Source organism: Actinoplanes sp. NPDC049599, assembly GCF_044465625.1.
In the GTDB taxonomy this organism is placed as follows: domain Bacteria; phylum Actinomycetota; class Actinomycetes; order Mycobacteriales; family Micromonosporaceae; genus Actinoplanes.
Genome location: NZ_JBITLX010000043.1, coordinates 20046 through 43461 on the forward strand (window position 1 = coordinate 20046; position 23416 = coordinate 43461).

The window sequence follows — 23416 nt, forward strand, 5'->3', positions numbered from 1 at the left end:
AGGCTTTCTTCGAACACCTCGTGGCGCTCAGCGTCCGCACCTACGCCGAGGCCGCCGAGGGCCGGGTAAGCCATGCACCTGCATTGGCAGCCCATGTGGCACGGAAGGGGGAGCAAGATCATCGTCGATCCCCCTAACGTCTACCAGGACACGGAAGCACGACCTCGGGGGAGCAACGGATGCGCAACATCGGTCGGGGAACATTGCTGGCGGCCGGCGCGCTGGGGCTCACGCTCGCGGCGGCGCCCTCCGGGGCCACGGCCGGCACCTTCGCGGCGGGCAACGCCGGAGTGCTGGACCTGGCGGCGGTCTCTGCCACGGCGTACACGCTGGTGCTGCCCGACGCGGGCGCGGACTACGTGGATCCCGCAACGGGCGAGCCACCCTCGCGGTGCCGCACCGGCGAGCTTCGCATCACCGCCGATGCCGGGTCCCTGATCTTCGAGAACATCACCGGGCACGCCTGCTCGCTGCGGGGACACCCCGGCGTCAAGACCGCGGCCGGCGCATTCACCCCGGCCGGCGCGGCGACGCCGGCCATGCTGCTCGCGCCGGGCGACCGCGTCCGGGCCGCGGTCCGACCGGCCACCGAGACCTGCGAGAAGACGGTACGGGTGCCCGGCTTCCAGGTCGCGGCGCCGGAGGACAGGGGTACGGCGTTTGTCGGCGCGCCGCACGAGGCTTGTGCCGCGGGTTCGGTGGCGGCGTTCACCGTGGCTGGTTGAGGTCCACCGACCACGACCGGCCGCGCCCGGCGACCTTCCCATCCTCGACCAGCCGGGGGCAAAAGCTCAGGCCTCACGACAGCCCGTGAGTATCCCGCAACATGCCGGAAACACGCTATGTGCGGGTGTACCCCGCCCGGTCGGGTCCTCTGGCACTGCGGGCGTGGGCCGGGGCCTGTTGGACTGGCTCCTGGATGTCCGCAACCCTGCGGTCACCTCCGCGACGAGACCGGAGGATGTCGGAATCATGGAACTCAAGCAACCCACCAAGCACGCGGGTCTTCTGTCGTGGGTAGCGGATGTTGCCGCTCTTACGGAACCGGAAGAAGTGGTGTGGTGTGACGGCTCCGAGGCCGAATGGACGCGGCTGACGGACGAACTGGTCGATGCCGGGACGCTGATCCGGCTCAATCCGGCGCTGCGGCCGAACAGCTTCCTGGCCCGTTCGCATCCCTCGGACGTCGCCCGGGTGGAGGACCGCACGTTCATCTGCTCCGCGGATCCGGGAGACGCCGGGCCGACGAACAACTGGGCCGAGCCGGACCAGATGCGGCAGACCCTGACGGCTCTCTTCGCCGGGGCGATGCGGGGCCGGACGATGTACGTGGTGCCGTTCTCGATGGGCCCGCTCGGTTCGCCCATCTCCCAGCTGGGTGTGCAGATCACCGATTCGCCGTACGTGGTCGTGTCGATGCGCATCATGACGCGGATGGGCAAGCAGGCCCTCGATCTCATCGGCCCGGCGGGCGACTTCGTCAAGGCGCTGCACAGCGTGGGCGCGCCGCTTTCGCCCGGCCAGCCCGATGTGGCCTGGCCGTGCAGCGAGACGAAGTACATCGCCCACTTCCCGGAGACCAGGGAGATCGTCTCGTACGGCTCCGGCTACGGTGGCAACGCGCTGCTGGGCAAGAAGTGTTACGCGCTGCGTATCGCTTCGGTGATGGCCCGCGACGAGGGCTGGCTCGCCGAGCACATGCTCATCTTGAAGCTGACCAACCCGGCTGGGGAGGTGCGCCACATCGCGGCGGCGTTCCCGTCGGCGTGCGGCAAGACGAACCTGGCGATGCTGGTGCCGACGATTCCCGGCTGGACGGTGCAGACGCTCGGCGACGACATCGCCTGGATGCGGTTCAACGCCGACGGTGAGTTGCGCGCTATCAACCCGGAGAACGGCATCTTCGGGGTGGCTCCGGGCACCGGGCCGCAGACCAACCCCAATGCGATCGGCACCCTGTATGCCAACTGCATCTTCACCAACGTGGCGCTGACCGATGACGGTGACGTCTGGTGGGAGGGACTGACCGAGGAGCCTCCGGCGCACGCGATCGACTGGCTGGGCAACGACTGGACACCCCGGTCCGGCACGCTGTCATCGCACCCCAACGCCAGGTTCACCGCGCCGGCGGCACAGTGCCCGTCGATCGCGGACAACTGGGAGGACCCCGCGGGCGTACGGATCGACGCGATCCTGTTCGGCGGTCGGCGAGGCACCGTGCTGCCGCTGGTCTTCGAGGCCCGCGATTGGGCGCACGGCGTGTTCCTGGGTGCGACCGTCTCGTCGGAGACGACCGCCGCGGCCGTGGGGGCGGTCGGGCAGTTGCGCCGCGACCCGTTCGCCATGCTGCCCTTCTGCGGCTACAACATGGCCGACTACTGGGCCCACTGGCTGAGCATGGCCGAGACCCCGGGTGCGCGGCTGCCGAAGGTGTTCCACGTCAACTGGTTCCGCAGGACTGCCGACCGGCGCTGGCTGTGGCCCGGGTTCGGGGAGAACAGCCGGGTCCTGGCCTGGGTGTTCGACCGCACCGACGACAGCGCCACGGCCGTACCGTCAGCGATCGGCTACCTGCCGGCGGCAGGCGAGCTCAACCTGGACGGCCTCGAACTCTCCGATGAGGACATCGCCGAGTTGCTCCGGGTGGACACCGACAAGTGGCTGGCCGAAGCGGACTCGATAGAGGAGCACTTCGCCCGCTTCGACCGGCTGCCGCCGGGACTCACCGCGCAACTCGCCGACCTGCGTGCCGGGCTGCGGGCCGATCGCTGATGGTGCTGCGCGTGCTGGCAGACCAGCCGCTCCTGGTGTTGTTCTTGGTCGTCGCCGTCGGCTACCTGGCGGGCAAGGTCCGCATCGCCGGATTCAGCCTGGGAGTCGCCGGCGTCCTCTTCGCCGGCATCGCGGCCGGCGCGGTGGACCCGAGGCTGCGACTGCCCGAGATCGTCTACCTGCTCGGCCTTGCGCTGTTCGTCTACACCGTGGGCCTGTCCGCCGGGCCGAGGTTCGCCTCGTCGCAGCGGCGCGCAGGCCTGCGCTGGAACGCCCTGGCCCTGGGCGGAATCCTCGCGATCACCGCGGCGGTCGCGGTGCTGGCCGGGCTGCTGGACTTCCGCGGTGCGAAGGAAGCCGGGTTCTTCGCCGGGGTGCTCACCAACACCCCGGCCCTGGCCGCCGTCGTGGAACGGCTCGGTGGAACGGCCGATGCGGACCTGCCCGTGGTCGCCTACTCCTTGGCGTACCCGGCGAGCGTCATCTCCTGCCTCGCCGCGATCGCGGTGCTGCAACGGATGTGGCGCATCGACTACACCTCCGACGCGGTGGACGCCGGGATGGCCACCGAGCAGATCGTCAACGCCACCGCCGAGATCCATCACCCTCTGACAGTCGCCTCGGCGGTCCGCGCGTCGGGCGGTCGGGCACTCATCGGGCGCATCCGCCACCACGAATATGTCGGCGTCGCCGAGCCCTCCCTGCGGCTGGAGCCCGGCGACCGGGTGACCGTCGTCGGCTCCGCCGAGGCGGTCGACGCCGTGACCAGGCTGGTCGGGCAGCCGTATCCCGACCGGCTGGACGCAGACCGCACCGACCTGGAGGTACGCCGCATCTTCGTGTCCGACCCGCGGCTCGTCGGGCAACGGATCGCCGGCCTGGACCTGGCCGACCGGTTCGAAGCGATCATCACACGGATCCGCCGCGGCGACATCGACTCCCTGGCCGACCCCGGCATCGTGCTCGAGCTCGGCGACCGGGTGCGGGTCGTCGCGCCGCCACAGCGGATGAAGGAGCTCAGCCGGTTCTTCGGCGACTCCTACAAGGAGCTCGGCGAGGTCAACATCGCCTCGCTGGCGTTGGGTCTGACGCTCGGCCTGTTGCTCGGCTCGGTGAGCATCCCGTTGCCCGGCGGAGGCTCCTTCAGCATCGGATTGGCCGGCGGCACCCTCGTCGTCGGCCTGTTGCTCGGCGCCCGGCGCCGCACCGGCCCACTGGTCTGGCAACTACCCGCCGGGGTGAACCAGTCTCTGCGCCAACTCGGGCTCGTCCTGTTCCTCGCCGGCATAGGCACCCGCGCCGGGCAGTCGTTCGCCGCAACCATCGTCACAGCGGACGGCTGGCTGCTGCTCCTGCTCGCATTCGGGTTGTGCCTGCCACTGGCGTTCGGCGTCCTCATCATCGGCCACAAGGTGCTCGGATTGCCGATGGGCGTGGCGACCGGGATCCTGGCCGGCATGTGCACCCAACCGGCGACGCTGGTCTTCGCCGACGAACAGGCCGGGAACGAATTACCCGAACTCGGCTACACCACGGTGTTCCCCGCCGCCATGATCACCAAGATCGTCATCGCGCAGTTACTGCTGAGCGTCTTCTGATCACCGAATGACCCCGGAGCCGGAGCCGGAGCCGGAGCCGGCACCGGGGCCGGGGCCGGGCCGGGCCGGGCGGCGGCGCCCCCGGTCGGGTGGCGCCGCCGCCGGTGCACTACGGGGTCGCGCAGTTGTTCAAGCCGACCACGACCAGCTTGCGCTCGACCGACAGGTTCGTCGTGGCGGTGCCCGCGTTGTCCTTCACGGTGCCGGCGAGGGTGGCGGTCCACGCGCCCTCGGTCAGCGTGACCTCGGTCGGGTCGAGGCGCGCGTACGCCAGCGCGGAGCCGTCCGACCCGCCGTTGTTGTTGCCGGCGAAGCTGTCGGTGTTCAGGATCGTCCGGGCGTCGCCCTTGGCGAGCAGCGCGGTGTTGCCGTTTGTCGCCACCAGGGTGTCGAGGTACAGGTCAGCCGGATCGGCCGGCGCGGTGCCGACGGAGAAGTTGCGGAAGTTCGTGGCGTCCGCGGCGGTCACCACGGTCGAACCGATCGGCGTCGGCGTGCCCGCCGTGCCGGCCGGGTCGGTCAGCGTGACGGACAGGCCGGTGACCCGGCTGGCGCCGGCGCTGTCGACCAGGCTGAACGAGTACTTGCTGGTGGCCGCGCTCTTGGCGAGCACGGACTCCCCGGCGATCTCGCCCTGCAGGGTCACGTGCGCTCCGTCCGACGAGTCGAGCACGGAACTCCACTCCGTCTCGGGGGAGACGGTCTGCCCGGTGATCCGGTACGCCGAGGTGTACGTCCAGTTGCCCTTGCCGTTCTTGCCGTTGACGGTCACGGACTGGGTGTAGGTGCTGCCGCTGAGCAGGCCGCCGGTGAAGAAGGTGCACCGGTCGGCGTGGACGAGCGGGGTGATCTTGGTGGCGTCCGGTGCCGGGGCGGCCGGCGCTGCGAGGGGAGCGTTGCTCGCGCCGCAGTTCGCCGCCGATCCGGAACAGGTCGGTGCCGCCGTGCTCTCCAGGACGTTGGCGTAGTGGGTCGCCGCCGCCAGGCTGTCGAACGAATACGTCTGCTTGTCGGTGTAGCCGAACACGCCGTCACCGGCGGTGAACCCGGCCCAGACGGACTGGGCGGTGGTGCCGGAACCGGCCATGGCGGCCGGCGCGAACCCCAGCAGCAGCACGCCGGCCGCCGCCGGAACGGCATAGCGATAGAACTTTCGCATTGTTGTCTCTTTCCTGGGTGAATGGCGCTCCTGACCATAACGAGGAGCGGCCGGAAACGCGGTAAGCCGGTTCGGCGGGCAATATGGCTGATCGGCCGGTAACTTTCATTCGAGGCCCCGCATCGGCCCGTACGCTGGTCTGAGCTGCGACGATGGTCGTGTTCCGCGGCCCGGCTCACCGATCGGTCGATAGCGATGTCATCCTCGCGGAACCCGCTGCCGGGCGCCGCGGACGATTACGTGTCCCTCGGGAGAGTATTCTCGCGGGCGCGGGGAATCGCTTCGCTTTCGCATTCGGGCGGGCGGCTCAGCGGTGTCTCGATCGCAATATCAAATGCATTCGCGCCGCCGGCGATCGGGACGCGGACCGAGACCAGCGCTACTGGACCTGCAGGTGCTGTGCTGACGGGCCCTCCGACGCCGTCGGGTGCCAGGCGGCGACCATGAGGGACAGTTCGCGCATCGCCTCGTACAGCAGGGCCTGCACCGCGCCCGGGGTGACGCCGAGCTGGAGCGCCGCCTCCCGGGTCGTCCGGTGGCGGAAGTACGTCGCCACGATGATCGCCCGGTGCTGGGCCGGGAGGTCTTGCAGCATCCGTTCCAGCGGAGGCCGCTCGGTCCGGCACTCCGAGCTCGGGTCGGTCTGTCCGGTCGGCATCCTTGGCACTCTGCTCACCGGGGAGCGGCAACTCCAGTGCGCACTTGCGACGTAGTCGCCCGACTACCGCAGGTCAACCGAAACCACGCGAGCGCGGCAGGGCCCGCATGCCCTGCCGCGCTCGCGCGGGTCCGGTCAGCCCTTGACGTACGCGCGCTTCTCGGCGACCAGCCCATCGCGTACGCGGAAGAGGTCAACGCCGCGCACGTGCCCGCCGGTCCACTCGTATCGCCACGTGACGATGACCTGATCGCCGGCCACGATGCGGGACTCCGGGGTGAACCGGTGATCGCCGGCAGCCTCGAAGAACCGGTGCCATGCGGCGCGGACGGCCGCGGCGCCGGAGTGGCGGACGCCGTCCGGAGGTGAGGTTGTCTCGAACAAGCAGTCGGGGGTCATGTTCAGCATGATCGCGTTGATGTCCTTGGCGTCGAACGCGTCGCCGAACCGCTCCACCGCGGCCAGCGCCTCCGAACGGCCGAACATCGCGAGCAGGCCGGCCTGGCTCTCCGCCGGCCCGGGCACCGGCAGGCGGGGAGCCACCAGCCCGTGGGCCTGGTAGACCCGCCGCACCGGTGCGAACCAGGCGGTCACGGCGTCGATCAGATCCTCCTCGATGCGCAGGTTCGTGCCGGTGGCCGTGGCCAGATCCCAGGCGTGGACAACGTGGTCGGCGGCGAGCTGCCGCAGGTATTCGTCAACCGCCGTCGGCCCTGCCGACAGGGCCACCATGACGTCGTCCGGCGCGGCGGTGGCCGCGCTTGCCGCCGCCGCGCTCGCGGCCGCCCAGGCCGCGACCGGGTCCGTGCCGAGCAGGTCGCCGTCGAGGAGAGCGCCGACCTCGGCGATGGTCCGGCCGGCCAGCAGTTCCGCCGCCCACCGGTCCTCCCGCACCACGTGGTCGACCAGCGCCCGTACGTCCCACCCGGCGCAGGGCGTCGGCGCCGTCCAACGATCGCCGGGCACCGCGTGCAGCACCGCGTCGAAGCCGGCCATCGCGCGGGCGTACAACTGCCGGGCCGGGATCCCGCTGGTCATTTCGCGTACTCGCTCGCGCCGAACCAGTCCACGATGACGGCCGGCTCGTCGCCGACGACCCAGGCGTCATGGCCGGCCGGCAGCGAGGTCACGTCGCCCGGGCCCGCGTCGAAGGTGGTTCCGTCCGCCATGGCGATACGCAGCACGCCCGCCACGTGGTATTGAAAATGTGGCGCCTCGCACAGCTGCGTGCCGGCGACCGGCTTGACGTCGTTGGACCAGCGCCAGCCCGGCTCCAGCACGAGCCGGCCGATGGCGGAGCCATCAACGTGGAGCAGCTCGAGCCGCCCGTTGGCGAAGGAGCGGACCTCGTCGGGCTTGGTGAAGGTGACATGTTGCGTGGTCTGTTCGGACATCGTGCCCTCCGGCTCTCGGTGATTCCGTCGACCCGACGCTAGGAGCACGGCCTTGCAGACAACTGGCGGGAATCTAGCGGCCGCGCCCGTGGAGATGCGTCTGATGGGCCGCTTCGCGGTCGTGTGCGACGGCCGGGAGGTGGACGAGTCGGCGTACCAGGGCCGCAAGGTGCGCGCGCTGCTGCGGGTCCTCGCCAGCCGGCAGGGCCAGTTCGTCGCCAACGACCTGCTCATCGACGCGCTGTGGCCGCAGCGACCGCCGGCAGACCCGGCCGCCAACCTTCAGGTCCTGGTCAACCGGGCCCGGCGGGCGGTCGGCCGGCCCGAGCTGATCCACACCGGCCCCCAGGGGTACGCCCTGGCCGCCCCGCCGTACTGCGTCGTGGACACGGAGGTCTTCCTCGCGGCGGTGGAACGGGCCGGCCGGCTCGTCGGGCCGCCGGCGCTGGCGGCTTACCGCGAGGCGCTCGGAACGGCCGCCGAACCCTTGCCCGAGGACCTGTACGCGGACTGGTCCCAGCCGTACCGGAACCGGGTGCTGCAGGCCCGCCAGATCGCCTGGGAACGTGCGGCGGCGCTCGCCGCCGGGCTCGGCGCGCCGGCGATGGCAGTGGAGTACGCGACGGCGGCAGCCACGGCCGAACCGTTGCGGGAGAGCGCCGCGCTGGCGCTGGTCCGGGCGCAGGCCGCGGCCGGCGACCGGGTCGCGGCGCTGGCCTGCTTCGACCGGTACCGGCGCAGCCTCGCCGACCAGCTCGGCCTCGACCCCTCGCCGGACGCGGTGGAGCTCCACGGCCAGCTGCTGCGATCCGGTACGGGCGGCGGCCGCGGGCCGTCAGCGCCGCGGGCCGAGTTCGGGGTGCTGCCCTTCGTCGGCCGCGACGCCGTGGTCCGGCAGGTCGTCGCCGGTCTGCCGGACGGCATCGTGCGGATAGCCGGCCGGTCCGGCACCGGCAAGTCCCGGCTGCTGGAGGAGGTCGCGGCCACCGTGGCGACGGTTGACGTGGCCGCGTCCTGGGCCGACCGGGACGAACCATGGTCGCTGGCCCGGACGCTCCTGCGGAAACTGCTCGCCGCGGACGGATCGGCGCTCGGGACGCTGCCGAGCCGGCTCCGCGAGGCCCTGGCCGAGCTGCTGCCGGAACTCGACCCGCCACCCGCCGGATTCGACCCGGAGACCCGCAACGCCCTGATCATCGAGGCGGCCCGGCGGCTGCTCACCGGCCACCCGGACCGGGCGCTCCTCGTCGACGATCTCCAGTGGGCCGACCCCAGCAGCGTCCAGCTGCTCGGCAGCGTCGCCGGCGGCGCCGACCGGCCCCGGCTGGTGGTCGCCTACCGGCCGGACGAGCTGTCCGCCGGCCCGGCGGAGCTGATCCGCCGGCTGCCGGGTCCGCCGGTGATCGAGCTGGGCGGACTCCTCGCCTTCGCCCTGGTTGATCTCGTCGACGACGGCGACCTGGTCGCGGCGATCGCCGACCAGACCGACCGGACCCCGATGGCGGTGGCCGAGGTGCTCCGGCTGCTGCATTCCGAGGGGCTGCTGGACCAGGCCGACGCCGGTGGCCGTTGGCGCGCCACTTCGCCGGAGGCCGTGCGGCGCGCGCGGCAGGCCGGCCGCGCCGGGCAGCGCAGAGCCATCGAGAACCGGGCTGCCGCACACGCCGGCCAGGCGGCGACCGTGCTGGGGCTCCTGGCGCTCCTGGGCCGCGAGGTGCCGGCCCGGACGCTGGCGGCCGCCGCCGAGCTGTCGTTGAAGGAACTGCTCGGTTCGCTGGAGGAGCTGGCCGCGGCGAATCTGGTCCGCCTCGGTGAGCACGGCTGGCGGACCGCCCATGACATGGTCGCCGAGGTGGTGGTCGATCGTCTCACCGACGTGACCCGGGCCCGGCTGCACGGCCGGCTGGCCACCGTCCTCGACGCGGCGCAGGGCGACGCGCCCGAGCAGGCGCGGCACTGGCTCGGCGCCGGCGACGTCACCAGGGCGGCCGAGGCATATGCCCGCGCCGCCGCGAACGCCCTCGACCAGGTGGCCGATGCCGAGGCCGACCAGCTCGCCGACGCCGGACTCGCCACCGGCGGCGCCGACGGACCGGTCCGGGCGCAGCTGCTGGCCGCACGGGCCCAGGCCCGCCGGCGGCGCGGCGACATCGCCGCCGCCCGTGACGACCTCCGGGCGGCGCTCGCCGGTTATCCGGGCGGCCCGGCGCGCGCGGGCGTCCTGGCCCAGCTCGCCGCGCTCGACTCCGGCGCCGACGACATGCGGCGTGCGGCCGAGGTCGCCGAACTGGCCCTGATCGAAGCCGGCGACGACGACCAGGTCCGAGCGTCCGTGCTCGAGGTCGCCTCGGTCATCGACATGAACCTCGACCGGCCCGCGCGGTCCGCCGCCCGCGCCGCGGAGGCGCTGGCGATCTACACCCGTACGGGTGACTCGCGTGGCGCCGCGCGCATCCTCGACGCGCGGGCGATGGCCGCGTTCCTGCACGGCAGCATCGAGGAAGGCGTGGACGAGCTCGATCGTGCCGCCCACCTCTTCGAGAGCTCGGGTGACCTGATGCGCGCGGTGACCCCGCGCTCGACCTGTGGACACGGCCGCGTGCTGCTCGACCGGGCCGCCCAGGGGCTCGCCGACACCGAGCGGGCCCTCGACGTGGCCCGTACCCTCGGCCACCCCGACGGCCAGACGTACGCGCTGTGGCATCGCTCCGAGGCGCTCTCCGCGCTCGGCCGCCACGAGGATGCGCTCGCCGACGGCCGGGCCGCGCTGGCCATCGCCCAGCGACTGCACCACCGCGGCTGGACAGCGACCGCGTGGCGGGCAATCGGCATCGCCCACCAGCACCAGGGTGACCTGCCGGCCGCGCTCGACGCGTTCCACCGATCCTTGGATCTCTGCGCCAACCTCGACCTCTTCGGCTGCTGGGCGGCGGCCCGCGCCGCCCTGACCGCCATCGACCTGAACCGGCTCACCGAGGCCGACCACCTGATCGCCCGTGCGCTCGCGACCGGCCCGGCACTGGGCCGGCACGAGGCACGCTGGGCGGCGGCGGCGCTGGCCGTGGCACGCCGCGACCCGACCGCGCCGGCCCTGCTCGCCGCCGCGGTCGAGGCAGCCTCGGCGGCCGGCGCCCGTCTGTACCTGCCCTACCTGGCCGAACTCACCCATCGATGGGAAGCGGCCGGTTGAGGCCGATTGTGGCAAGCTGACCCGACGCCGTCCTGACTCGCCGCCGGGAGTGCCGATGCTGAAGATCGAACAGATTGATCTTGACCTGCTGGCCACCGCGCTGGCCGATCAGAGCGCCGACGAATACCAGTGGACGATCGATCCGGCGACCGGCGAGATCTCCACGGCATTCGACAGCGCCATTTCCGGCGAGCCACCGGACGACCTGGAGGAACTGGGCCTGACGCCGATCGAGGCGCTGCCGTCCCGGGTCTGGTTCCGGGACATGGCCGACTTCACCGACCTGCTCACCGACGAGCGGGCGGCGCGGCGACTGGCCCGGTCGTTGCAGGGCAGAGGGTCGTTCCGCCGGTTCCGGAACGAACTGCACGACGAACACCCCGAACTGGTCCCGGCCTGGAACGCCTTCCGCGATACCCGGGCGGCGCGCCGCGCAGTCGAACGGCTGCTGGACAACAAATTGATCGACGAAGACGCGGCGGATCGCTATCGCCGGGACCACCCCGACCCCTCGGTGCAATGACGGGGCGCCCCCGGGCACCCCACAGCGGCGACGACGAAGCGCCGCAAGAATCCCGCGCGGCCAGACCGCCGGCGCCGGCGGCCCGCAACGTGGCCGAGGCGCAGCAGACCGTTGCCGGGCTTGCCCAGCGCGGACGGCCTTCGGCGAGCGCCGCCGGAGGATCACCGGCCCCCGCCCGGCGCCCGGACGATGCCCGGCTCGCCGAGATCATGCGTCGTCGTGACCAGCTCGGCGACGAACCCCCGCGGTTCGACATCGCGGCCAACGACGCGGGGTACGGCGCTCACGGGGCACACACCGACGACCGGCACGGCCCCGGCATTCCGCTGCCGAGGGCGCCGGGCCGGCAGACGGTCGAGGGCCGGGTCCACGGTGACGATCCCTGGCCGAGGCCGGAGAACTGGTCGTACCGGTGGACCGATCCGTCCACCATGAATCGAACCGTCAACGACTACGTCCGGCGGAACTGGGATCGCATCCGCGACGACCTGGCCCTCGAAGGCGCGCACGACGGCGGTTTTGATGCGGGGCACCGGGTGGGTCAGGGCTACTACAACGACGGCATGTACGGCGCCGGCCCACGCCATTCCCGCTACGCCGAGACCAGCCTGGTCAAGATTCGAATCCGCCTCGTACCGGGCTCGGACCCGCCGGAAACGTTCATCCTCACCGCGTTCCCGGTCGGGATAATGTGAGTCCCATGGACATCTCCCGCCTCCCTGAGCCGATGCGTGCGCGCATCGAGGCGCGGAATGCGCTCCCGCCGCTGGAGCGGGTCCGCGAGTTCCTCAGCAGCCATGTCGTGGGTGCGGACAACCTCGAGGAGGTTCGCGCCGATCTCCGCCGGACCGCACATTTCTCCACTGCCCGCCATTACGGCGATCTGGCAGCTCTGGAAGCCGTGGTCACCGAGCCTCAGCCGCCCGGCACCCTGGCGCGCCTGGTCGGCTGGGAAGCGAACTGGGTGCTCGAGGACCCGTCGGATGCCGGCGCCGCCCAGTTCCTGCGGGAGCTCCGCCACCTTCTCCGTGACGTGATCGACGAGGCCGAGCGGCACTGATCCACGCTGTTACCGGGTCAGGGTGCCTTCAGCCGGCGCGGCGCGCCTGCCGCGCGCAGGTCAGGGTGACAGTGGCGTTCGTGTATCTGTGGGCCGGTGCCCGGGACATTGACACTCGGCACTTCAAATCGGCCTCTGTCGTGAAAGGTCGAAATCGGCCTCTGCCGACAAAGGTCAAATGGCCGATGTGTGGTGTCCTTCACAGCCCCGAAAAAGCTGGTTAACGTCACAGGCGCGCGTGCAGTTCATTTGCGATCGCTGATCTCTAGTCACTCTCCAGACCGCAGCGCCGATGTCGTCGCGGTCCGCCCCCGCGCGGGCCGGGAAGGAGATCGCTCATGTTCACCGACCATTCCGAGACCGGACGGCTGTTCGGTCGTCGCGCGTTGTTGCGCTCGGGCGCCGTGCTGGCGGCCGCCGCCGGTGTCGCGGGCACGGTGGCCGCGCCCGCCCAGGCCGGCCGGGCTCCCGCCGGCGCACCCGGCGGTCGCCGCCGGATCCCGGTCGACCGGATCAGCATTCAGCTCTACACCGTGCGTGACGTGCTCACCGCCGACCCGGCCGGCACGATCGCCGCCCTCGCCGACATCGGCTACACCAAGGTCGAGACCGCCGGCACCGCCGGCCTCACCGCGGCCGCCTTCCGGGCGCTGCTCGACGCGAACGGCATCCGCGCCACCTCCGGGCACTTCGGCATCCCGCAGCCGTTCGACGCGACCGCCTGGCGGGCCACGCTCGCCGACGCGCGCACGCTGGGCTGCCACTTCGTCGTGCATCCGTTCTTCGGCGTCGGCGCGAACGGCCCGATCCGGGACGCCGCCGTGTGGCGCGCGTTCGCCCAGGATCTGAACCGGGCCGGCGCGATCGCCCGGCAGGCCGGGTTCGACTTCGGCTACCACAACCACCACTTCGAGTTCCTCCCGCTGGCCGACGGCTCCGGCCGGACCCCGTTCGAGCTGCTGACCTCGGTCGCCGACCCGCGCCTGGTGCACCTGGAACTGGACCTGTACTGGTCGTGGCGCGGCACCGCCGACCCGGTGGACCTGCTCCGCGAGCACCGCGGCCGGGTCCGGCAGTTCCACTGCAAGGACATGAACATCGACAGCGGGTTCGCCGACCTCGGCACCGGCCTGATCGACTTCCGGCGGATCTTCGCGCGGCCCGAGGCGGCCGGGGTGCGGGAGTACATCGTGGAACGCGACGACGCCGGCACCGGCGACCGCGCACCCGAGGACGCGCTGGACTCGGCGGCCGTCGGCTACCGGTTCCTGCGGGATCTCCGGTTCTGAGGGGTGATCACCATGGCCTACCGGACCACCCCGAGGCGCGGCACCACGGTGGCCGTCCTGGTCGCGACCTTCGCCGGGCTCGCCGGCCTGACGTCGCTGCCCGCCGCCGCGCACCCCGGTCACGAGCCGGCGCCCGTACCGGCGGACCAGTCCGCCTTCCAGAAGGTGACGCTGAACGACCGGCCCGGCGAACCGATGAGCCTGGCCGTGCTGCCCGACCTGCGGGTGCTGCACACCGCCAGGACCGGACAGGTACGGATCAACGACCCGCGCACCGGCCTCAACCCGCTCGCCGCCGACGTGCCCATCTACCGGCACGACGAGGAGGGCCTGCAGGGCGTCGCGATCGACCCGGACTTCCGCCACAACAACTGGGTCTACCTCTACTACTCGCCGCCCGGCACCACCCCGGTGGACGACCCGGGCACCCCCGACGTCAACGAGGGTGACGCGCCCACCACCGGCACCCAGGCCGACTGGGACCGGTTCTCCGGCGCGCTCCGGCTGTCCCGGTTCAAGCTCCGCGGCAAGACCGTCGACCTGAGCAGCGAGCAGCAGATCATCGACGTGCCGGTGGACCGCGGCATCTGCTGCCACGTCGGCGGCCAGATCGACTTCGACAGCAAGGGAAACCTGTACCTGTCGACCGGCGACGACACCAACCCGTTCGAGTCCGACGGCTACGCGCCGCTGGACGACCGGGTGGGCCGCAACCCCGCGTTCGACGCGCGCCGCAGCGCCGGCAACACCAACGACCTGCGCGGCAAGCTGCTGCGGATCAAGGTGAAGCCGGGTGGCGGGTACACCATCCCGCGCGGCAACCTGTTCGCGCCCGGCACGCCGCTGACCCGGCCCGAGATCTACGCGATGGGGCTGCGCAACCCGTTCCGGTTCGACGTCGATACCAAGACCGACCGGGTCCACCTGGCCGACTACTCGCCGGACGCGCAGGCGCCGGATCCCGAGCGCGGGCCGGCCGGGCAGGGCCGGTGGATGGTCATCAGCAGGCCCGGCAACTACGGCTGGCCGTACTGCGTCACGCCGACCATGCCGTACCGCGACTACGACTTCGCCACCGAGACCGCGGGGCCGGCGTTCAACTGCGCCGCGCCGGTGAACGACTCCCGGTACAACACCGGGCGCCGGGTGCTGCCCAAGGTGGAGCAACCCCAGGTCTACTACTCGTACGCGTTGTCCCCGCTCTTCCCCGAGCTGGAGACCGGCGGCATCGGCCCGATGGCCGGGCCGGCGTACGACTACTCGCCGCGCAGCCGGTCGCGGTTCAAGTGGCCGCGCGCGTTCGAGGGCAAGCCGTTGTTCTACGAGTGGACCCGCGACTACATCAAGGCGTTCTCGCTGACCCACAACGAGGTGACGGCGATCGAGGACGTCGCGCCGGACGTCGTGTTCGACAACCCGATGGACCTGGAGTTCGGCCCCGACGGCGCGCTCTACGTGCTGGAATACGGCACCGGCTACTTCGCCGAGCTGCCCGAGGCGCAACTGGCCCGGGTCGACTGGACCCGCGGCAACCGCACCCCGGTGCCGGTCGTGACAGCCGACGTCGAGGCCGGCCTGGCGCCGCTGACGGTGCACTTCAGCAGCGCCGGCACCACGGACGCGGACGGCGACGCCCTGCGGTACGCCTGGGACCTGAACGCCGACGGCCGGGTGGACTCCCGGGAGCCGAACCCGACGTACACGTACACCGAGAACGGCGTCTACGAGGCGACGCTGAACGTCACCGACGCCACCGGCCGCCGGGCCGCGGCCTCGGTACGCATCGTGGTCGGCAACACGATCCCGGTGGTGACGCTCACCGCGGAGCCGGCCGGCGGCACGTTCCAGTTCGGCGACGTGGTCACCTTCACCGTGACAGTCGAGGACGACGCGCCGATCGACTGCGCCCGGGTCACGGTGGCGTACATCCTCGGCCACGACGAGCACGGGCACCCGCTCAGCTCGACGGCCGGCTGCTCGGGCACGATCCAGACGTTCGTGGACACCGGGCACGCGGGGGCGACCAACCTGCGCGGGGTGTTCGTCGCGAGCTACACGGACGCGCCGGAGGGCGGCCTGCCGCCGCTGAGTGGATCGGACGAAGTGGTGCTGACGCCCACGCCGTGAGGGCCGGGAAAGTACGAGAGGGCGCCGTCCGCCGGGGCGGCGCCCTCGTCCGTCACCCACGGGCGCGATCAATGCCGTCCAGCAGCAGGTCGATGGTGAATTCGAATTCGATCTGGCTGTCGCACCAGCCCAGCACCTCCTCGGCGGCGTCGTGGGCCTCCGCCGCCATCATCGCGGTCAGGTGCGGCAGCGCCGCCGCCATCGCCGGCAGGTCGGCCTCCGCCGCCTCCACGTCCGTGTTCCCGCCCGCCGCCGCCGGGCTGAAGATCTCCTGGGCGACCCCGAGCGCCAGGCTGCCGAACGCGTGCAGCGCCCGGTGCGCGATCCGGTGGGAGAAGCCGCCGTCGAGCAGGGTGGCCACGATCTCGTCGTAGTAGGCGAACACGCCGAACGGGATGGCCGGCCGGGAGCTGAGCAGTCCCGGCGCCCAGGGGTGGCGGAGCATCACCTGGCGGGCGGCGAGGAACCGGCGCCGGAGGCTCGTCCGCCAGTCGGCTGCCGGGTCCGACGTCAGCGCGACCGCGGCAGCGATCTCCGTGACGACGGTTTCGGCCAGGCCGTCGAGCAGGCCGCCCTTGCCCGGCAGGTGGTAGTAGAGCGACATCGCCTCGACGCCCAGGTCGGCGGCGAGGCGGCGCATGGTCAGCGCCTTGAGGCCTTCCGTGTCGGCCAGGGTGACGGCTGCCGCCAGCGCGCGTTCGCGGCTCAGCGGCTCCCGGTCGGTCTTCGCCATGTGCCTCCTTGACTGCCTCCGGTACCTTACAACGTATGGTGCCTTACGTTGTAAGGCAGGGCCGAAGGAGTGGCAGCATGCAGACCCTGACCCGTACCGCCCGGACCACCGGGCTGTTCTACCTCGGCCTGGCCGTCACCGGCGGGCTCGGCTTCCTGCTCGTCCGGTCGCGGCTCTTCGTGGCCGACGACCCGGCGGCGACCCTCGCCAACCTGGTCGAGCACGAGGGCCTCGCGCGCTTCGGGGTGGTCCTCGAGATGCTCGTTGTGCTCACCCAGACGCTGGCCGCGGTCTGGTTCTACCGCCTGTTCCGCCGCGCCGACCCGGTCGCGGCCGGCAGCATCGCCGCGTTCGGCCTGGTCAACGCCGTCGCCATCCTGGGCAGCGCGGCGCTGCTCGGCACCGCGCTGGAGGTCGCGCTCAGCCCGATCGGCGACGCCGCGGTGAACGTGCAGATGCTGTACCTGGTGAGCGGGCAGCTGTGGACGGTGGGCTCGCTGTTCTTCGGGCTGTGGCTGATCCCGATGGGCTGGTGCGTGCTCCGCACGGGCTGGATGCCGCGGGCGCTCGGGTGGGTGCTCATCGCGGGCGGGATCGGCTACGTGCTGAGCCCGTTCGTCGGTTATCTCGTACCGTCGGCGGGTGCGGTGTCCGACATCCTGACGGTGCCCGCGACGGTGGGGGAGCTGTGGATGGTCGGCTATCTGTTGACCCGAGGCGTGCGTGCGCAGGCGGAGGAACGTTCCCCGGCGGCGGTCCCGGAGTGACGACCGGGCCGGCGGTCCGGGTGGGCGGCAAGGCCGTTTCGCTCGCGCGAGCCGAACGCTGGGTGGACACGTATTTCGACGGCCCGGCGAACCGTACGGCGGACAAGCCGTTCGCCTACCCGGCCTACGACGAGCTGTGCACCGGCAGCGGTCCGGACCAGCTCAACGACGGCGACCTGCTCGCCCCGACAATGCTGAACGCCGCCCCGACGATCGCCGCCTTCTACTCGCTGCAAGCCGCCCGGCCGCGACTGGAGCAAGGGCTGCGAGCCGTTCCCGGCGGGCTGTCACTGCAGGCCTCGGCGGCGGACGGGTCCCTGCGGGAACGGCTGGGAAACCTGGCCGGTGTCCTGGACGGCAAGGGTCTGCGCGGCGTCCGGCTGACAATGCTGTCCAAGGTGTTGCACCGCAAGCGGCCGAGCTTCGTGCCGTTGTACGACCAGTTCGTCCGGGCCTGCTACGTCGGTGAGCGGGGCCGCTTCCCGATCCAGGTCGATCGCGCCAGGAGCTGGGCCGGGTTCGCCGGCGAGTTGGGCGAGTGGGTCGCCCGGGATCTCGCCGACCAGGACGACGTCTGGCGTCACCTCGCCGCGCGGGTTGCCGGCGAGGTGACGACCCTTCGAGTGCTGGACGTCGTGGCGTGGAATCTGGGCCGACCCGACGCCTGAGGTTCGCGGTTCAGCGTCGGCCCGCCACCGGCTCGGTCGTGGGCGAGAACGGGTCGCCGTATTCGCGCAGGGCGGCGCGGGCGTGCACCTGCTGCAGGGTCGTGACCCGTTCCGAGCGGCCGCGGCCCAGGAAGCTCACCGTCCAGTGCAGCACCGCCGACACCCGGTTCTTGAAGCCGACCAGGTAGAACAGGTGCACGCCGAGCCAGATCAGCCAGGCCGGGAAGCCGGACAGGCGGGACCGGCCGATGCTCGCCACCGCCGAGAAGCGGGAGATCACCGCGAGGCTGCCCTTGTCGAAGTAGCGGAACGGCTGGCCGGTCGGGCGGCCCGCGAGGCGGCGCCGGATCTGGCCCGCGGCGTGCCGGCCGCTCTGGATCGCCACCTGGGCGACGCCCGGCAACTGGTGTCCGTCGCGGCCCGGCAGCGCCATCAGGTCGCCGACCACGAAGATCTCCGGGTGGCCGGGGATCGTCCCGTCCGGCTCGACGTGGATGCGGCCGGCCCGGTCGGTACGGGCACCCGTGGCCTCGGCGAGGCTGCGGGCCAGCAGCGGCGCGGCCACCCCGGCGGCCCAGACCTTGGTCATCGCGGGGATGCGTTCGGGGCCGCGTACGGTCTGCACGTTGATGCCGGTGGGGTCGACGCCGACCACCTTGGTGTTGAGTTCCACCTCCACGCCGAGCTGGTGCAGTTCGCGCAGCGCGCGGGTGGACAGCTGGTCGCCGAAGGTGCTCAGCACCGTGCCCACCGCGTCGACCAGCACGATCCGGGCCCGGTGCGGGTCGATGTGCCGGTACTGGCCGGGCAGCGTGCGGTGGGCCAGTTCGGCGATCTGGCCGGCCATCTCGGTGCCGGTCGGGCCGGCGCCGACGATCACGAAGGTCATCCAGCGCTCGATGTCGGCCGGGTCGGTCTGCAGGTCGGCGATCTCGAACGCGGTGAAGATGCGGGCGCGCAGCTCCAGGGCGTCGTCCACGCTCTTCATGCCGGGGGCGTCCGCGGCGAAGCCGTCGTTGCCGAAGTAGGACTGGGACGAGCCGGCCGCGAAGATCAGCGTGTCGTAGCCGACCGTGTAGCTGACGCCCGGCCCGTCGACCGCGACGGACTTCGCCGCGACGTCGACGTCGCGCACCCAGCCGAGGCGGACGTCCACGTTGCGCTGCCGGCGGAGGATCTCCCGGATCGGCGGCGCGACCTCGCCCTCGGAGAGGATGCCCGTCGCGACCTGGTAGAGCAGCGGCTGGAAGAGGTGGTAGGTGGTGCCGTTGATCAGGGTCACGTCCACGTCGGCGCGGCGCAGTGCCTTGGCGGCGAACAGGCCGCCGAAACCCGCGCCCACGATGACCACCCGGTGCCGGCTGGTGCTGTTTTCCTTCATGCCACCTGGACGAGCGGGCCCGCCGGGGTGTGACGGTTACCGATACACCCCGGGTGTGATCCGGCGCACCGGGGCCGGCGCGAACCGGTTGAAGCCGCTGTTGCGGCCGAGGCGCGCCGCGGCCACCGGCGAGGCGTCGGCCGGTGCGGCCGGCAGCGGCTGCGACGGCTTCACCGGTACGCCGGCAGCGGCCGGCGGCAACGCGGTGGCCGACGGCGCGCTGGCCGCCGGGCGTGAGCCGGGCGCAGCGGGGACGGGAGCCGGACCCGGCGCCGCGGTGGCCGGCGGCGGGCTCGGCACCGGTGGCGTCGGCGCGGCGTAGCTGCCGGTCGGTTCGTCGGGATCGGGCGCCCACCGGTGCCGGTAGGTCAGCAGCAGGCCCGACGCGGCACAGATCGCCAGAATGCCCACCAGGACCATCGCCTGCATCATGCTGCCCACGACCTTCCGATCCGCCCCGAGCCGTTGGTTATCTAACCAATGACGGTAGCAGTGCCTGCGTCTTCAACCAATTGCCCGATCCGGGGACGGCCCGGCGACGGTCGGCCGCGCCTATCCTTGGGCCATGACGCCTTCCACGCCGGAGCCTGGCTTCGGCGGTTACCTCAAGGAAGCGATCCAGGCTGCGCGGTTCCCGACGCCCACGCACTTCGCCCGTGCCGCCGGCACCGACCCGTCGGTCGTGCTGCGCTGGCTGAGCGGGGAGCAGCGACCCACCATCCGGTCCATCGAGCGGATCGCGCCGGTGCTGGGCCGCAGCATTCCGGAGATCGTGGTGGCCGCCTATCCGGACCGGGTCGGCGGGCCGACGGCCGCGCCGCCGGTGGCGCATCCGCTGGTGCACGAGCTGAGCCGGATCCTCGCCCCGGACTCCCCGGTGCCGGAGCCGGACCGGGCGGCGCTGGAGTCGGTCCTCAACCGGATGCTCGAGCCGTATCGCAAGGTGCTCCGCCGCCGCCGTTCGGCCTGATCGAGGGCCGGTGCGCCGGACGGCGGCCACGATCGGCGCAGCCCGGGAGGACCGGAGGTCGCGCGCGGGGGCCGATGTCCGTAATCTCGGACCATGACTGAGCGGGCCCGCGCCGAAGTGGGGTCCATCGTGGGCGGACTGCACCTGCAAGTGAGCAAGTTGCTGCTGGGTGCGCTGATCGCCGCCGTGGCCGCCACCGGCGCGCTCATCATCACCGTGGTCGCGGGGCTGCCGCCGGCGCATCCGCCGCCACCGGCTCCCGGCACCATGCCGCCCCCGCCGCCGCTGACCTCGCTGGCGGTCTTCCCGGTCGTCACCGGCCTGTTCGTGCTGGCCTGGCTCGCCGTCGTGGTGGCGTTCTCCCGCGATCAGATCCTGCGCCGGATCGAGCAGCTGCGCGCCCCGGCCGCCGACCAGCGGCAGCTCGACCAGCTCATCGTCGAGCTGCGGGCGCAGCTCGCCGTGGATCGCGAGCGGGAGCTGCAGGTGCTCGAGGAGCGCATCGCGGAGCTGACCGAGGAGTACGGCGAGCAGCGCGAGACCGACGGCTACCTCAACGGCATGCGGGTGGCGACCGGTGAGGGCCCGGTGGAGGCCAACGTCCACTCGATCCGCCGCACCCCGCCGCAGCGCTGACCGCCGGAGCGAATCGCGGGACCTCGTCCGTTTCCGAAGCCTCCGCCCGGGGGACAATAAGATCAGGAACATCCCCCGAGCGAAGGGTCAGCGATGATGGTGACCGTACGGCTGTGCATCACTCGGTCCGGGTCCGCCCGACGGCAGGAGGCGCAGCGATGAGCGCTGTCGCGAATCCCGCCACCGTCGACGAGTGCCTGCGCGTAGGCGCCGGTTTCTCCCAGGGCGACCGGAACTGGATCGCCGAGCAGTTCGGCACGCTGGACGCCCGGCTGGCCGGCTTCCACGCCGACACGACCGAGCTCGAGGTATCGGTCAAGGACCGCGAGGCGCCGGGGCAGAAGGTCACCCTGGAGTGCTGGATCGCGGGCCGGCAGAAGGTCGTGACCACCTCCTCCGAGGACGACCTGCACGCCGCGCTCAACGACGTCCGCGACGACCTGCGACGCAAGCTCAACGACGCGAAGACCAAGCAGGAGCCGCGGCACAACCGTCACCTGCGGGAGACCGCGCTGCCCGATCCCGCCGCGCTCGACGAGGGCGGCCTGCTCCAGACCGACCGGATCTGACGGCCCGGGCCCGGCCCGCCGGTCAGCCGGCGGGCCGCACCCGGAAGCGCAACATCGAGGCCATCGGCACGCCCGAGAGATGGATCCGCTCCAGATCGACGGTACGGCCACCCGGCACCTCGAACAGCCGCCTCACCCTCACCGGGAGTGCCCCGGTACGGGTCGTCGCCCCGGAACGTCCGGTCACGGAATACGGCAACTTGGCCATGAACGGCATTCTGCCCCGTCCCCGCTCGTGGAAGAATCGGCGTCCTGCCGCCAGAAAAATCCGCATACTTTCGCTCGCGGCAAGAACATCCGCACGCGACGTCACATCCGGATGGCGCCCGGGGCGCGGCTGTTCGCAGAGTGGGGCATGAGCCTGACCCTCGCCCCTGGAACCGCCTGGCACGACGTCCTCGCCCGGGTCGCGGCCGCCGCACCCGAGGCGCTCACGGCCGACCGGCTGCGCAACCTCTACGCCGGCCGGTGGCACGACGTGGGAACGCCGGCCGAGCTGCGTACCCCCGTCGACGGAAGCCTGCTCATCCACCTGGCCAAAGTGGACGCAGCCACCGCGGCCGACGCCGTGCGGGCCGCGACCGCGGCCCACCGGGCCTGGTCCGGCACGCCGCTGGCCGAGCGCAAGGCCCGGGTCGCCGCCGCCGTCGACGCGCTGACCGCGCACCGCGACCTGCTGGCCCTCACGCTGGCCTGGGAGATCGGCAAGCCGTGGCGGCTGGCCTGCGCCGACGTCGACCGCGCGCTGGACGGCGTCCGCTGGTACGCCGCGCAGATCGACCGGCAGGTCGCCGGCCGGGAACCGCTGCCCGGGCCGGTCAGCAACATCGCCTCCTGGAACTACCCGATGAGCGTGCTGGTGCACGCCGAGCTGGTGCAGCTGCTGGCCGGCAACGCCGTGATCGCCAAGACGCCGTCGCAGGGCGGCGCCGTCTGCCTGACGCTGGCGCACGCGCTGATGGTCCGGGCCGGGCTGCCGGTGACCCTGCTCTCCGGCAGCGGCGAGGAGCTCTCCGAGGTGCTGGTCCGGGCGCCCGAGATCGGCGCGGTGGCGTTCGTCGGCGGCCGGTCCAACGGCGGCAAGGTCGCCGCCGCGCTGCTCGACTCCGACAAGCGGCACTTCATCGAGCAGGAGGGCCTCAACGCCTGGGGCATCTGGGAGTTCTCCCAGTGGGACCTGCTCGCCGGCCACCTGCGCAAGGGCTTCGAGTACGGCAAGCAGCGGTGCACCGCGTACCCGCGTTTTGTGGTGCAGCGGGACCTGGTCGACGCGTTCCTGGACGTGTACCTGCCGGTGGTCAAGGGCATCCGGTTCGGCCACCCGCTCGCCGTCGAGAACGCCGGCGACCCGCTGCCCGAGCTCGACTTCGGACCGCTGATCAGCGCCGCCAAGGCCGACGAGCTGCGGCGCAAGGTCACCGAGGCGATCCGCGGCGGGGCGGTGCCGCTGCACCGCGGCGCGGGCACGGCCGGCCGGTTCCTGGACGGCCAGGACACCAGCGCGTACGTGGCGCCGACCGCGCTGCTGGCGCCGCCGGGGCGGTCCCGGCTCCGGCACGCCGAACCGTTCGGGCCGGTCGACACGATCATCGTGGTGGACACCGAGGACGAGCTGCTGTCGGCGATGAACGCCAGCAACGGCGCGCTGGTCGCCAGCCTCGCCGTCGACGACGAGGAACTCGCGGCCAAGCTGGCCCGGGACGTGCAGGCCTTCAAGGTCGGCATCAACCGGCCCCGGTCCCGCGGCGACCGCGACGAGTGCTTCGGCGGCCGCGGCGCCTCCTGGAAGGGCGCGTTCGTCGGCGGCGACCTGCTCGTGCACGCGGTCACGGTCGGCGACCCCGGCGAGCGGCTGTACGGCAACTTCCCCGACTACAGCAGCTACCCGCCCGACATGTGACCGGGCGGCTGCAGCAGACTGG

The 23416-nt window shown here is 72.1% G+C and carries 23 protein-coding genes; 15 read left to right on the top strand and 8 right to left on the bottom strand.

The window, feature by feature from the left end; translation table 11 throughout:
- Window positions 1-179 precede the first annotated feature (179 nt).
- The 3 genes from ACIBQZ_RS40600 (at window position 180) to ACIBQZ_RS40610 (ending at window position 4370) form a co-directional block, all read left to right on the top strand.
- Window positions 180-725 (top strand): DUF4232 domain-containing protein, encoded by a 546-nt coding sequence (locus tag ACIBQZ_RS40600; RefSeq protein ID WP_396094287.1) that lies wholly within the window; start codon window positions 180-182, stop codon window positions 723-725.
- 247 nt (window positions 726-972) lie between these two features.
- Window positions 973-2772 carry a phosphoenolpyruvate carboxykinase (GTP) gene (locus tag ACIBQZ_RS40605; protein ID WP_396094317.1) on the top strand — a complete coding sequence of 600 codons (1800 nt, stop codon included), beginning with the start codon at window positions 973-975 and terminating at the stop codon, window positions 2770-2772.
- Window positions 2773-2783: 11 nt separating this feature from the next.
- Window positions 2784-4370, top strand: coding sequence for an aspartate:alanine exchanger family transporter (locus ACIBQZ_RS40610; protein ID WP_396094288.1), 1587 nt, complete (start codon window positions 2784-2786; stop codon window positions 4368-4370).
- 109 nt (window positions 4371-4479) lie between these two features.
- Here ACIBQZ_RS40610 and ACIBQZ_RS40615 read toward each other — a convergent pair whose 3' ends face one another.
- The 4 genes from ACIBQZ_RS40615 to ACIBQZ_RS40630 form a co-directional block, all read right to left on the bottom strand.
- On the bottom strand, window positions 4480-5529 hold the full coding sequence (locus ACIBQZ_RS40615) for a hypothetical protein (protein ID WP_396094289.1): 1050 nt from the start codon (window positions 5527-5529) through the stop codon (window positions 4480-4482).
- Between the two features lie 379 nt (window positions 5530-5908).
- Complete coding sequence (locus ACIBQZ_RS40620) at window positions 5909-6124, bottom strand: sigma factor-like helix-turn-helix DNA-binding protein (protein ID WP_396094290.1); 216 nt, start codon at window positions 6122-6124, stop codon at window positions 5909-5911.
- 198 nt (window positions 6125-6322) lie between these two features.
- Entirely contained in the window at window positions 6323-7225 is a 903-nt protein-coding gene (locus ACIBQZ_RS40625) for a TIGR03086 family metal-binding protein (RefSeq protein ID WP_396094291.1), read from the bottom strand.
- Window positions 7222-7581, bottom strand: coding sequence for a cupin domain-containing protein (locus ACIBQZ_RS40630; RefSeq protein WP_396094292.1), 360 nt, complete (start codon window positions 7579-7581; stop codon window positions 7222-7224). The genes ACIBQZ_RS40625 and ACIBQZ_RS40630 overlap by 4 nt, the downstream gene beginning before the upstream one ends.
- A 94-nt stretch (window positions 7582-7675) precedes the next feature.
- Here ACIBQZ_RS40630 and ACIBQZ_RS40635 point away from each other — a divergent pair, with 94 nt between their 5' ends.
- The 6 genes from ACIBQZ_RS40635 to ACIBQZ_RS40660 all read left to right on the top strand — a co-directional run bounded on the left by ACIBQZ_RS40635 (window position 7676) and on the right by ACIBQZ_RS40660 (window position 15770).
- Window positions 7676-10771 carry an AAA family ATPase gene (locus tag ACIBQZ_RS40635; RefSeq protein ID WP_396094318.1) on the top strand — a complete coding sequence of 1032 codons (3096 nt, stop codon included), beginning with the start codon at window positions 7676-7678 and terminating at the stop codon, window positions 10769-10771.
- A gap of 55 nt (window positions 10772-10826) precedes the next feature.
- Entirely contained in the window at window positions 10827-11294 is a 468-nt protein-coding gene (locus ACIBQZ_RS40640; RefSeq protein ID WP_396094293.1) for a hypothetical protein, read from the top strand.
- Between the two features lie 209 nt (window positions 11295-11503).
- Window positions 11504-11989, top strand: coding sequence for a hypothetical protein (locus ACIBQZ_RS40645; protein WP_396094294.1), 486 nt, complete (start codon window positions 11504-11506; stop codon window positions 11987-11989).
- Window positions 11990-11994: 5 nt separating this feature from the next.
- The gene (locus ACIBQZ_RS40650) at window positions 11995-12354 is read left to right on the top strand and encodes a hypothetical protein (RefSeq protein ID WP_396094295.1); all 360 of its coding nucleotides are present in this window, start codon (window positions 11995-11997) and stop codon (window positions 12352-12354) included.
- A gap of 338 nt (window positions 12355-12692) precedes the next feature.
- Window positions 12693-13643, top strand: a complete 951-nt coding sequence (locus ACIBQZ_RS40655) for a sugar phosphate isomerase/epimerase family protein (protein ID WP_396094296.1) — start codon at window positions 12693-12695, stop codon at window positions 13641-13643.
- 12 nt (window positions 13644-13655) lie between these two features.
- Window positions 13656-15770, top strand: coding sequence for a PQQ-dependent sugar dehydrogenase (locus ACIBQZ_RS40660; RefSeq protein WP_396094297.1), 2115 nt, complete (start codon window positions 13656-13658; stop codon window positions 15768-15770).
- A gap of 52 nt (window positions 15771-15822) precedes the next feature.
- On the opposite strand, the gene ACIBQZ_RS40665 is transcribed toward ACIBQZ_RS40660, so the two are convergent.
- Window positions 15823-16503 (bottom strand): TetR/AcrR family transcriptional regulator C-terminal domain-containing protein, encoded by a 681-nt coding sequence (locus ACIBQZ_RS40665; protein ID WP_396094298.1) that lies wholly within the window; start codon window positions 16501-16503, stop codon window positions 15823-15825.
- A 77-nt stretch (window positions 16504-16580) separates the two neighbouring features.
- Here ACIBQZ_RS40665 and ACIBQZ_RS40670 point away from each other — a divergent pair, with 77 nt between their 5' ends.
- Both ACIBQZ_RS40670 and ACIBQZ_RS40675 read left to right on the top strand, forming a co-directional pair.
- Complete coding sequence (locus tag ACIBQZ_RS40670; protein ID WP_396094299.1) at window positions 16581-17270, top strand: DUF4386 domain-containing protein; 690 nt, start codon at window positions 16581-16583, stop codon at window positions 17268-17270.
- Entirely contained in the window at window positions 17267-17938 is a 672-nt protein-coding gene (locus ACIBQZ_RS40675) for a DUF6308 family protein (protein WP_396094300.1), read from the top strand. Before ACIBQZ_RS40670 ends, ACIBQZ_RS40675 begins: the two co-directional genes overlap by 4 nt.
- Before the next feature lie 10 nt (window positions 17939-17948).
- Here ACIBQZ_RS40675 and ACIBQZ_RS40680 read toward each other — a convergent pair whose 3' ends face one another.
- Entirely contained in the window at window positions 17949-19319 is a 1371-nt protein-coding gene (locus ACIBQZ_RS40680) for an NAD(P)/FAD-dependent oxidoreductase (protein WP_396094301.1), read from the bottom strand.
- 36 nt (window positions 19320-19355) lie between these two features.
- Complete coding sequence (locus tag ACIBQZ_RS40685; RefSeq protein ID WP_396094302.1) at window positions 19356-19760, bottom strand: hypothetical protein; 405 nt, start codon at window positions 19758-19760, stop codon at window positions 19356-19358.
- 124 nt (window positions 19761-19884) lie between these two features.
- On the opposite strand from ACIBQZ_RS40685, the gene ACIBQZ_RS40690 reads away from it, so the two are divergent.
- From ACIBQZ_RS40690 to ACIBQZ_RS40700, 3 genes are all read left to right on the top strand, one after another.
- Complete coding sequence (locus ACIBQZ_RS40690) at window positions 19885-20289, top strand: multiprotein-bridging factor 1 family protein (protein ID WP_396094303.1); 405 nt, start codon at window positions 19885-19887, stop codon at window positions 20287-20289.
- 93 nt (window positions 20290-20382) lie between these two features.
- On the top strand, window positions 20383-20925 hold the full coding sequence (locus tag ACIBQZ_RS40695) for a hypothetical protein (protein ID WP_396094304.1): 543 nt from the start codon (window positions 20383-20385) through the stop codon (window positions 20923-20925).
- 158 nt (window positions 20926-21083) lie between these two features.
- Complete coding sequence (locus ACIBQZ_RS40700; RefSeq protein WP_396094305.1) at window positions 21084-21494, top strand: HPF/RaiA family ribosome-associated protein; 411 nt, start codon at window positions 21084-21086, stop codon at window positions 21492-21494.
- Between the two features lie 22 nt (window positions 21495-21516).
- Here ACIBQZ_RS40700 and ACIBQZ_RS40705 read toward each other — a convergent pair whose 3' ends face one another.
- Entirely contained in the window at window positions 21517-21702 is a 186-nt protein-coding gene (locus ACIBQZ_RS40705) for a hypothetical protein (RefSeq protein WP_396094306.1), read from the bottom strand.
- A 147-nt stretch (window positions 21703-21849) separates the two neighbouring features.
- Here ACIBQZ_RS40705 and ACIBQZ_RS40710 point away from each other — a divergent pair, with 147 nt between their 5' ends.
- A complete protein-coding gene (locus tag ACIBQZ_RS40710) occupies window positions 21850-23394 on the top strand; it encodes an aldehyde dehydrogenase family protein (RefSeq protein WP_396094307.1) in 1545 nt (514 codons plus the stop codon).
- Window positions 23395-23416: the final 22 nt, after the last annotated feature.

Excerpts from the sequence above, each read along its gene's own strand:
- ACIBQZ_RS40600 (WP_396094287.1), top strand. The coding sequence starts at position 180 with ATGCGCAACATCGGTCGGGGAACATTGCTGGCGGCCGGCGCGCTGGGG.
- ACIBQZ_RS40605 (WP_396094317.1), top strand. The coding sequence starts at position 973 with ATGGAACTCAAGCAACCCACCAAGCACGCGGGTCTTCTGTCGTGGGTA.
- ACIBQZ_RS40615 (WP_396094289.1), bottom strand. The coding sequence starts at position 5,529 with ATGCGAAAGTTCTATCGCTATGCCGTTCCGGCGGCGGCCGGCGTGCTG.
- ACIBQZ_RS40620 (WP_396094290.1), bottom strand. The coding sequence starts at position 6,124 with ATGCTGCAAGACCTCCCGGCCCAGCACCGGGCGATCATCGTGGCGACG.
- ACIBQZ_RS40625 (WP_396094291.1), bottom strand. The coding sequence starts at position 7,225 with ATGACCAGCGGGATCCCGGCCCGGCAGTTGTACGCCCGCGCGATGGCC.
- ACIBQZ_RS40630 (WP_396094292.1), bottom strand. The coding sequence starts at position 7,581 with ATGTCCGAACAGACCACGCAACATGTCACCTTCACCAAGCCCGACGAG.
- ACIBQZ_RS40635 (WP_396094318.1), top strand. The coding sequence starts at position 7,676 with ATGCGTCTGATGGGCCGCTTCGCGGTCGTGTGCGACGGCCGGGAGGTG.
- ACIBQZ_RS40640 (WP_396094293.1), top strand. The coding sequence starts at position 10,827 with ATGCTGAAGATCGAACAGATTGATCTTGACCTGCTGGCCACCGCGCTG.
- ACIBQZ_RS40645 (WP_396094294.1), top strand. The coding sequence starts at position 11,504 with ATGCGTCGTCGTGACCAGCTCGGCGACGAACCCCCGCGGTTCGACATC.
- ACIBQZ_RS40650 (WP_396094295.1), top strand. The coding sequence starts at position 11,995 with ATGGACATCTCCCGCCTCCCTGAGCCGATGCGTGCGCGCATCGAGGCG.
- ACIBQZ_RS40655 (WP_396094296.1), top strand. The coding sequence starts at position 12,693 with ATGTTCACCGACCATTCCGAGACCGGACGGCTGTTCGGTCGTCGCGCG.
- ACIBQZ_RS40660 (WP_396094297.1), top strand. The coding sequence starts at position 13,656 with ATGGCCTACCGGACCACCCCGAGGCGCGGCACCACGGTGGCCGTCCTG.
- ACIBQZ_RS40665 (WP_396094298.1), bottom strand. The coding sequence starts at position 16,503 with ATGGCGAAGACCGACCGGGAGCCGCTGAGCCGCGAACGCGCGCTGGCG.
- ACIBQZ_RS40670 (WP_396094299.1), top strand. The coding sequence starts at position 16,581 with ATGCAGACCCTGACCCGTACCGCCCGGACCACCGGGCTGTTCTACCTC.
- ACIBQZ_RS40680 (WP_396094301.1), bottom strand. The coding sequence starts at position 19,319 with ATGAAGGAAAACAGCACCAGCCGGCACCGGGTGGTCATCGTGGGCGCG.
- ACIBQZ_RS40690 (WP_396094303.1), top strand. The coding sequence starts at position 19,885 with ATGACGCCTTCCACGCCGGAGCCTGGCTTCGGCGGTTACCTCAAGGAA.
- ACIBQZ_RS40695 (WP_396094304.1), top strand. The coding sequence starts at position 20,383 with ATGACTGAGCGGGCCCGCGCCGAAGTGGGGTCCATCGTGGGCGGACTG.
- ACIBQZ_RS40700 (WP_396094305.1), top strand. The coding sequence starts at position 21,084 with ATGAGCGCTGTCGCGAATCCCGCCACCGTCGACGAGTGCCTGCGCGTA.
- ACIBQZ_RS40705 (WP_396094306.1), bottom strand. The coding sequence starts at position 21,702 with ATGGCCAAGTTGCCGTATTCCGTGACCGGACGTTCCGGGGCGACGACC.
- ACIBQZ_RS40710 (WP_396094307.1), top strand. The coding sequence starts at position 21,850 with ATGAGCCTGACCCTCGCCCCTGGAACCGCCTGGCACGACGTCCTCGCC.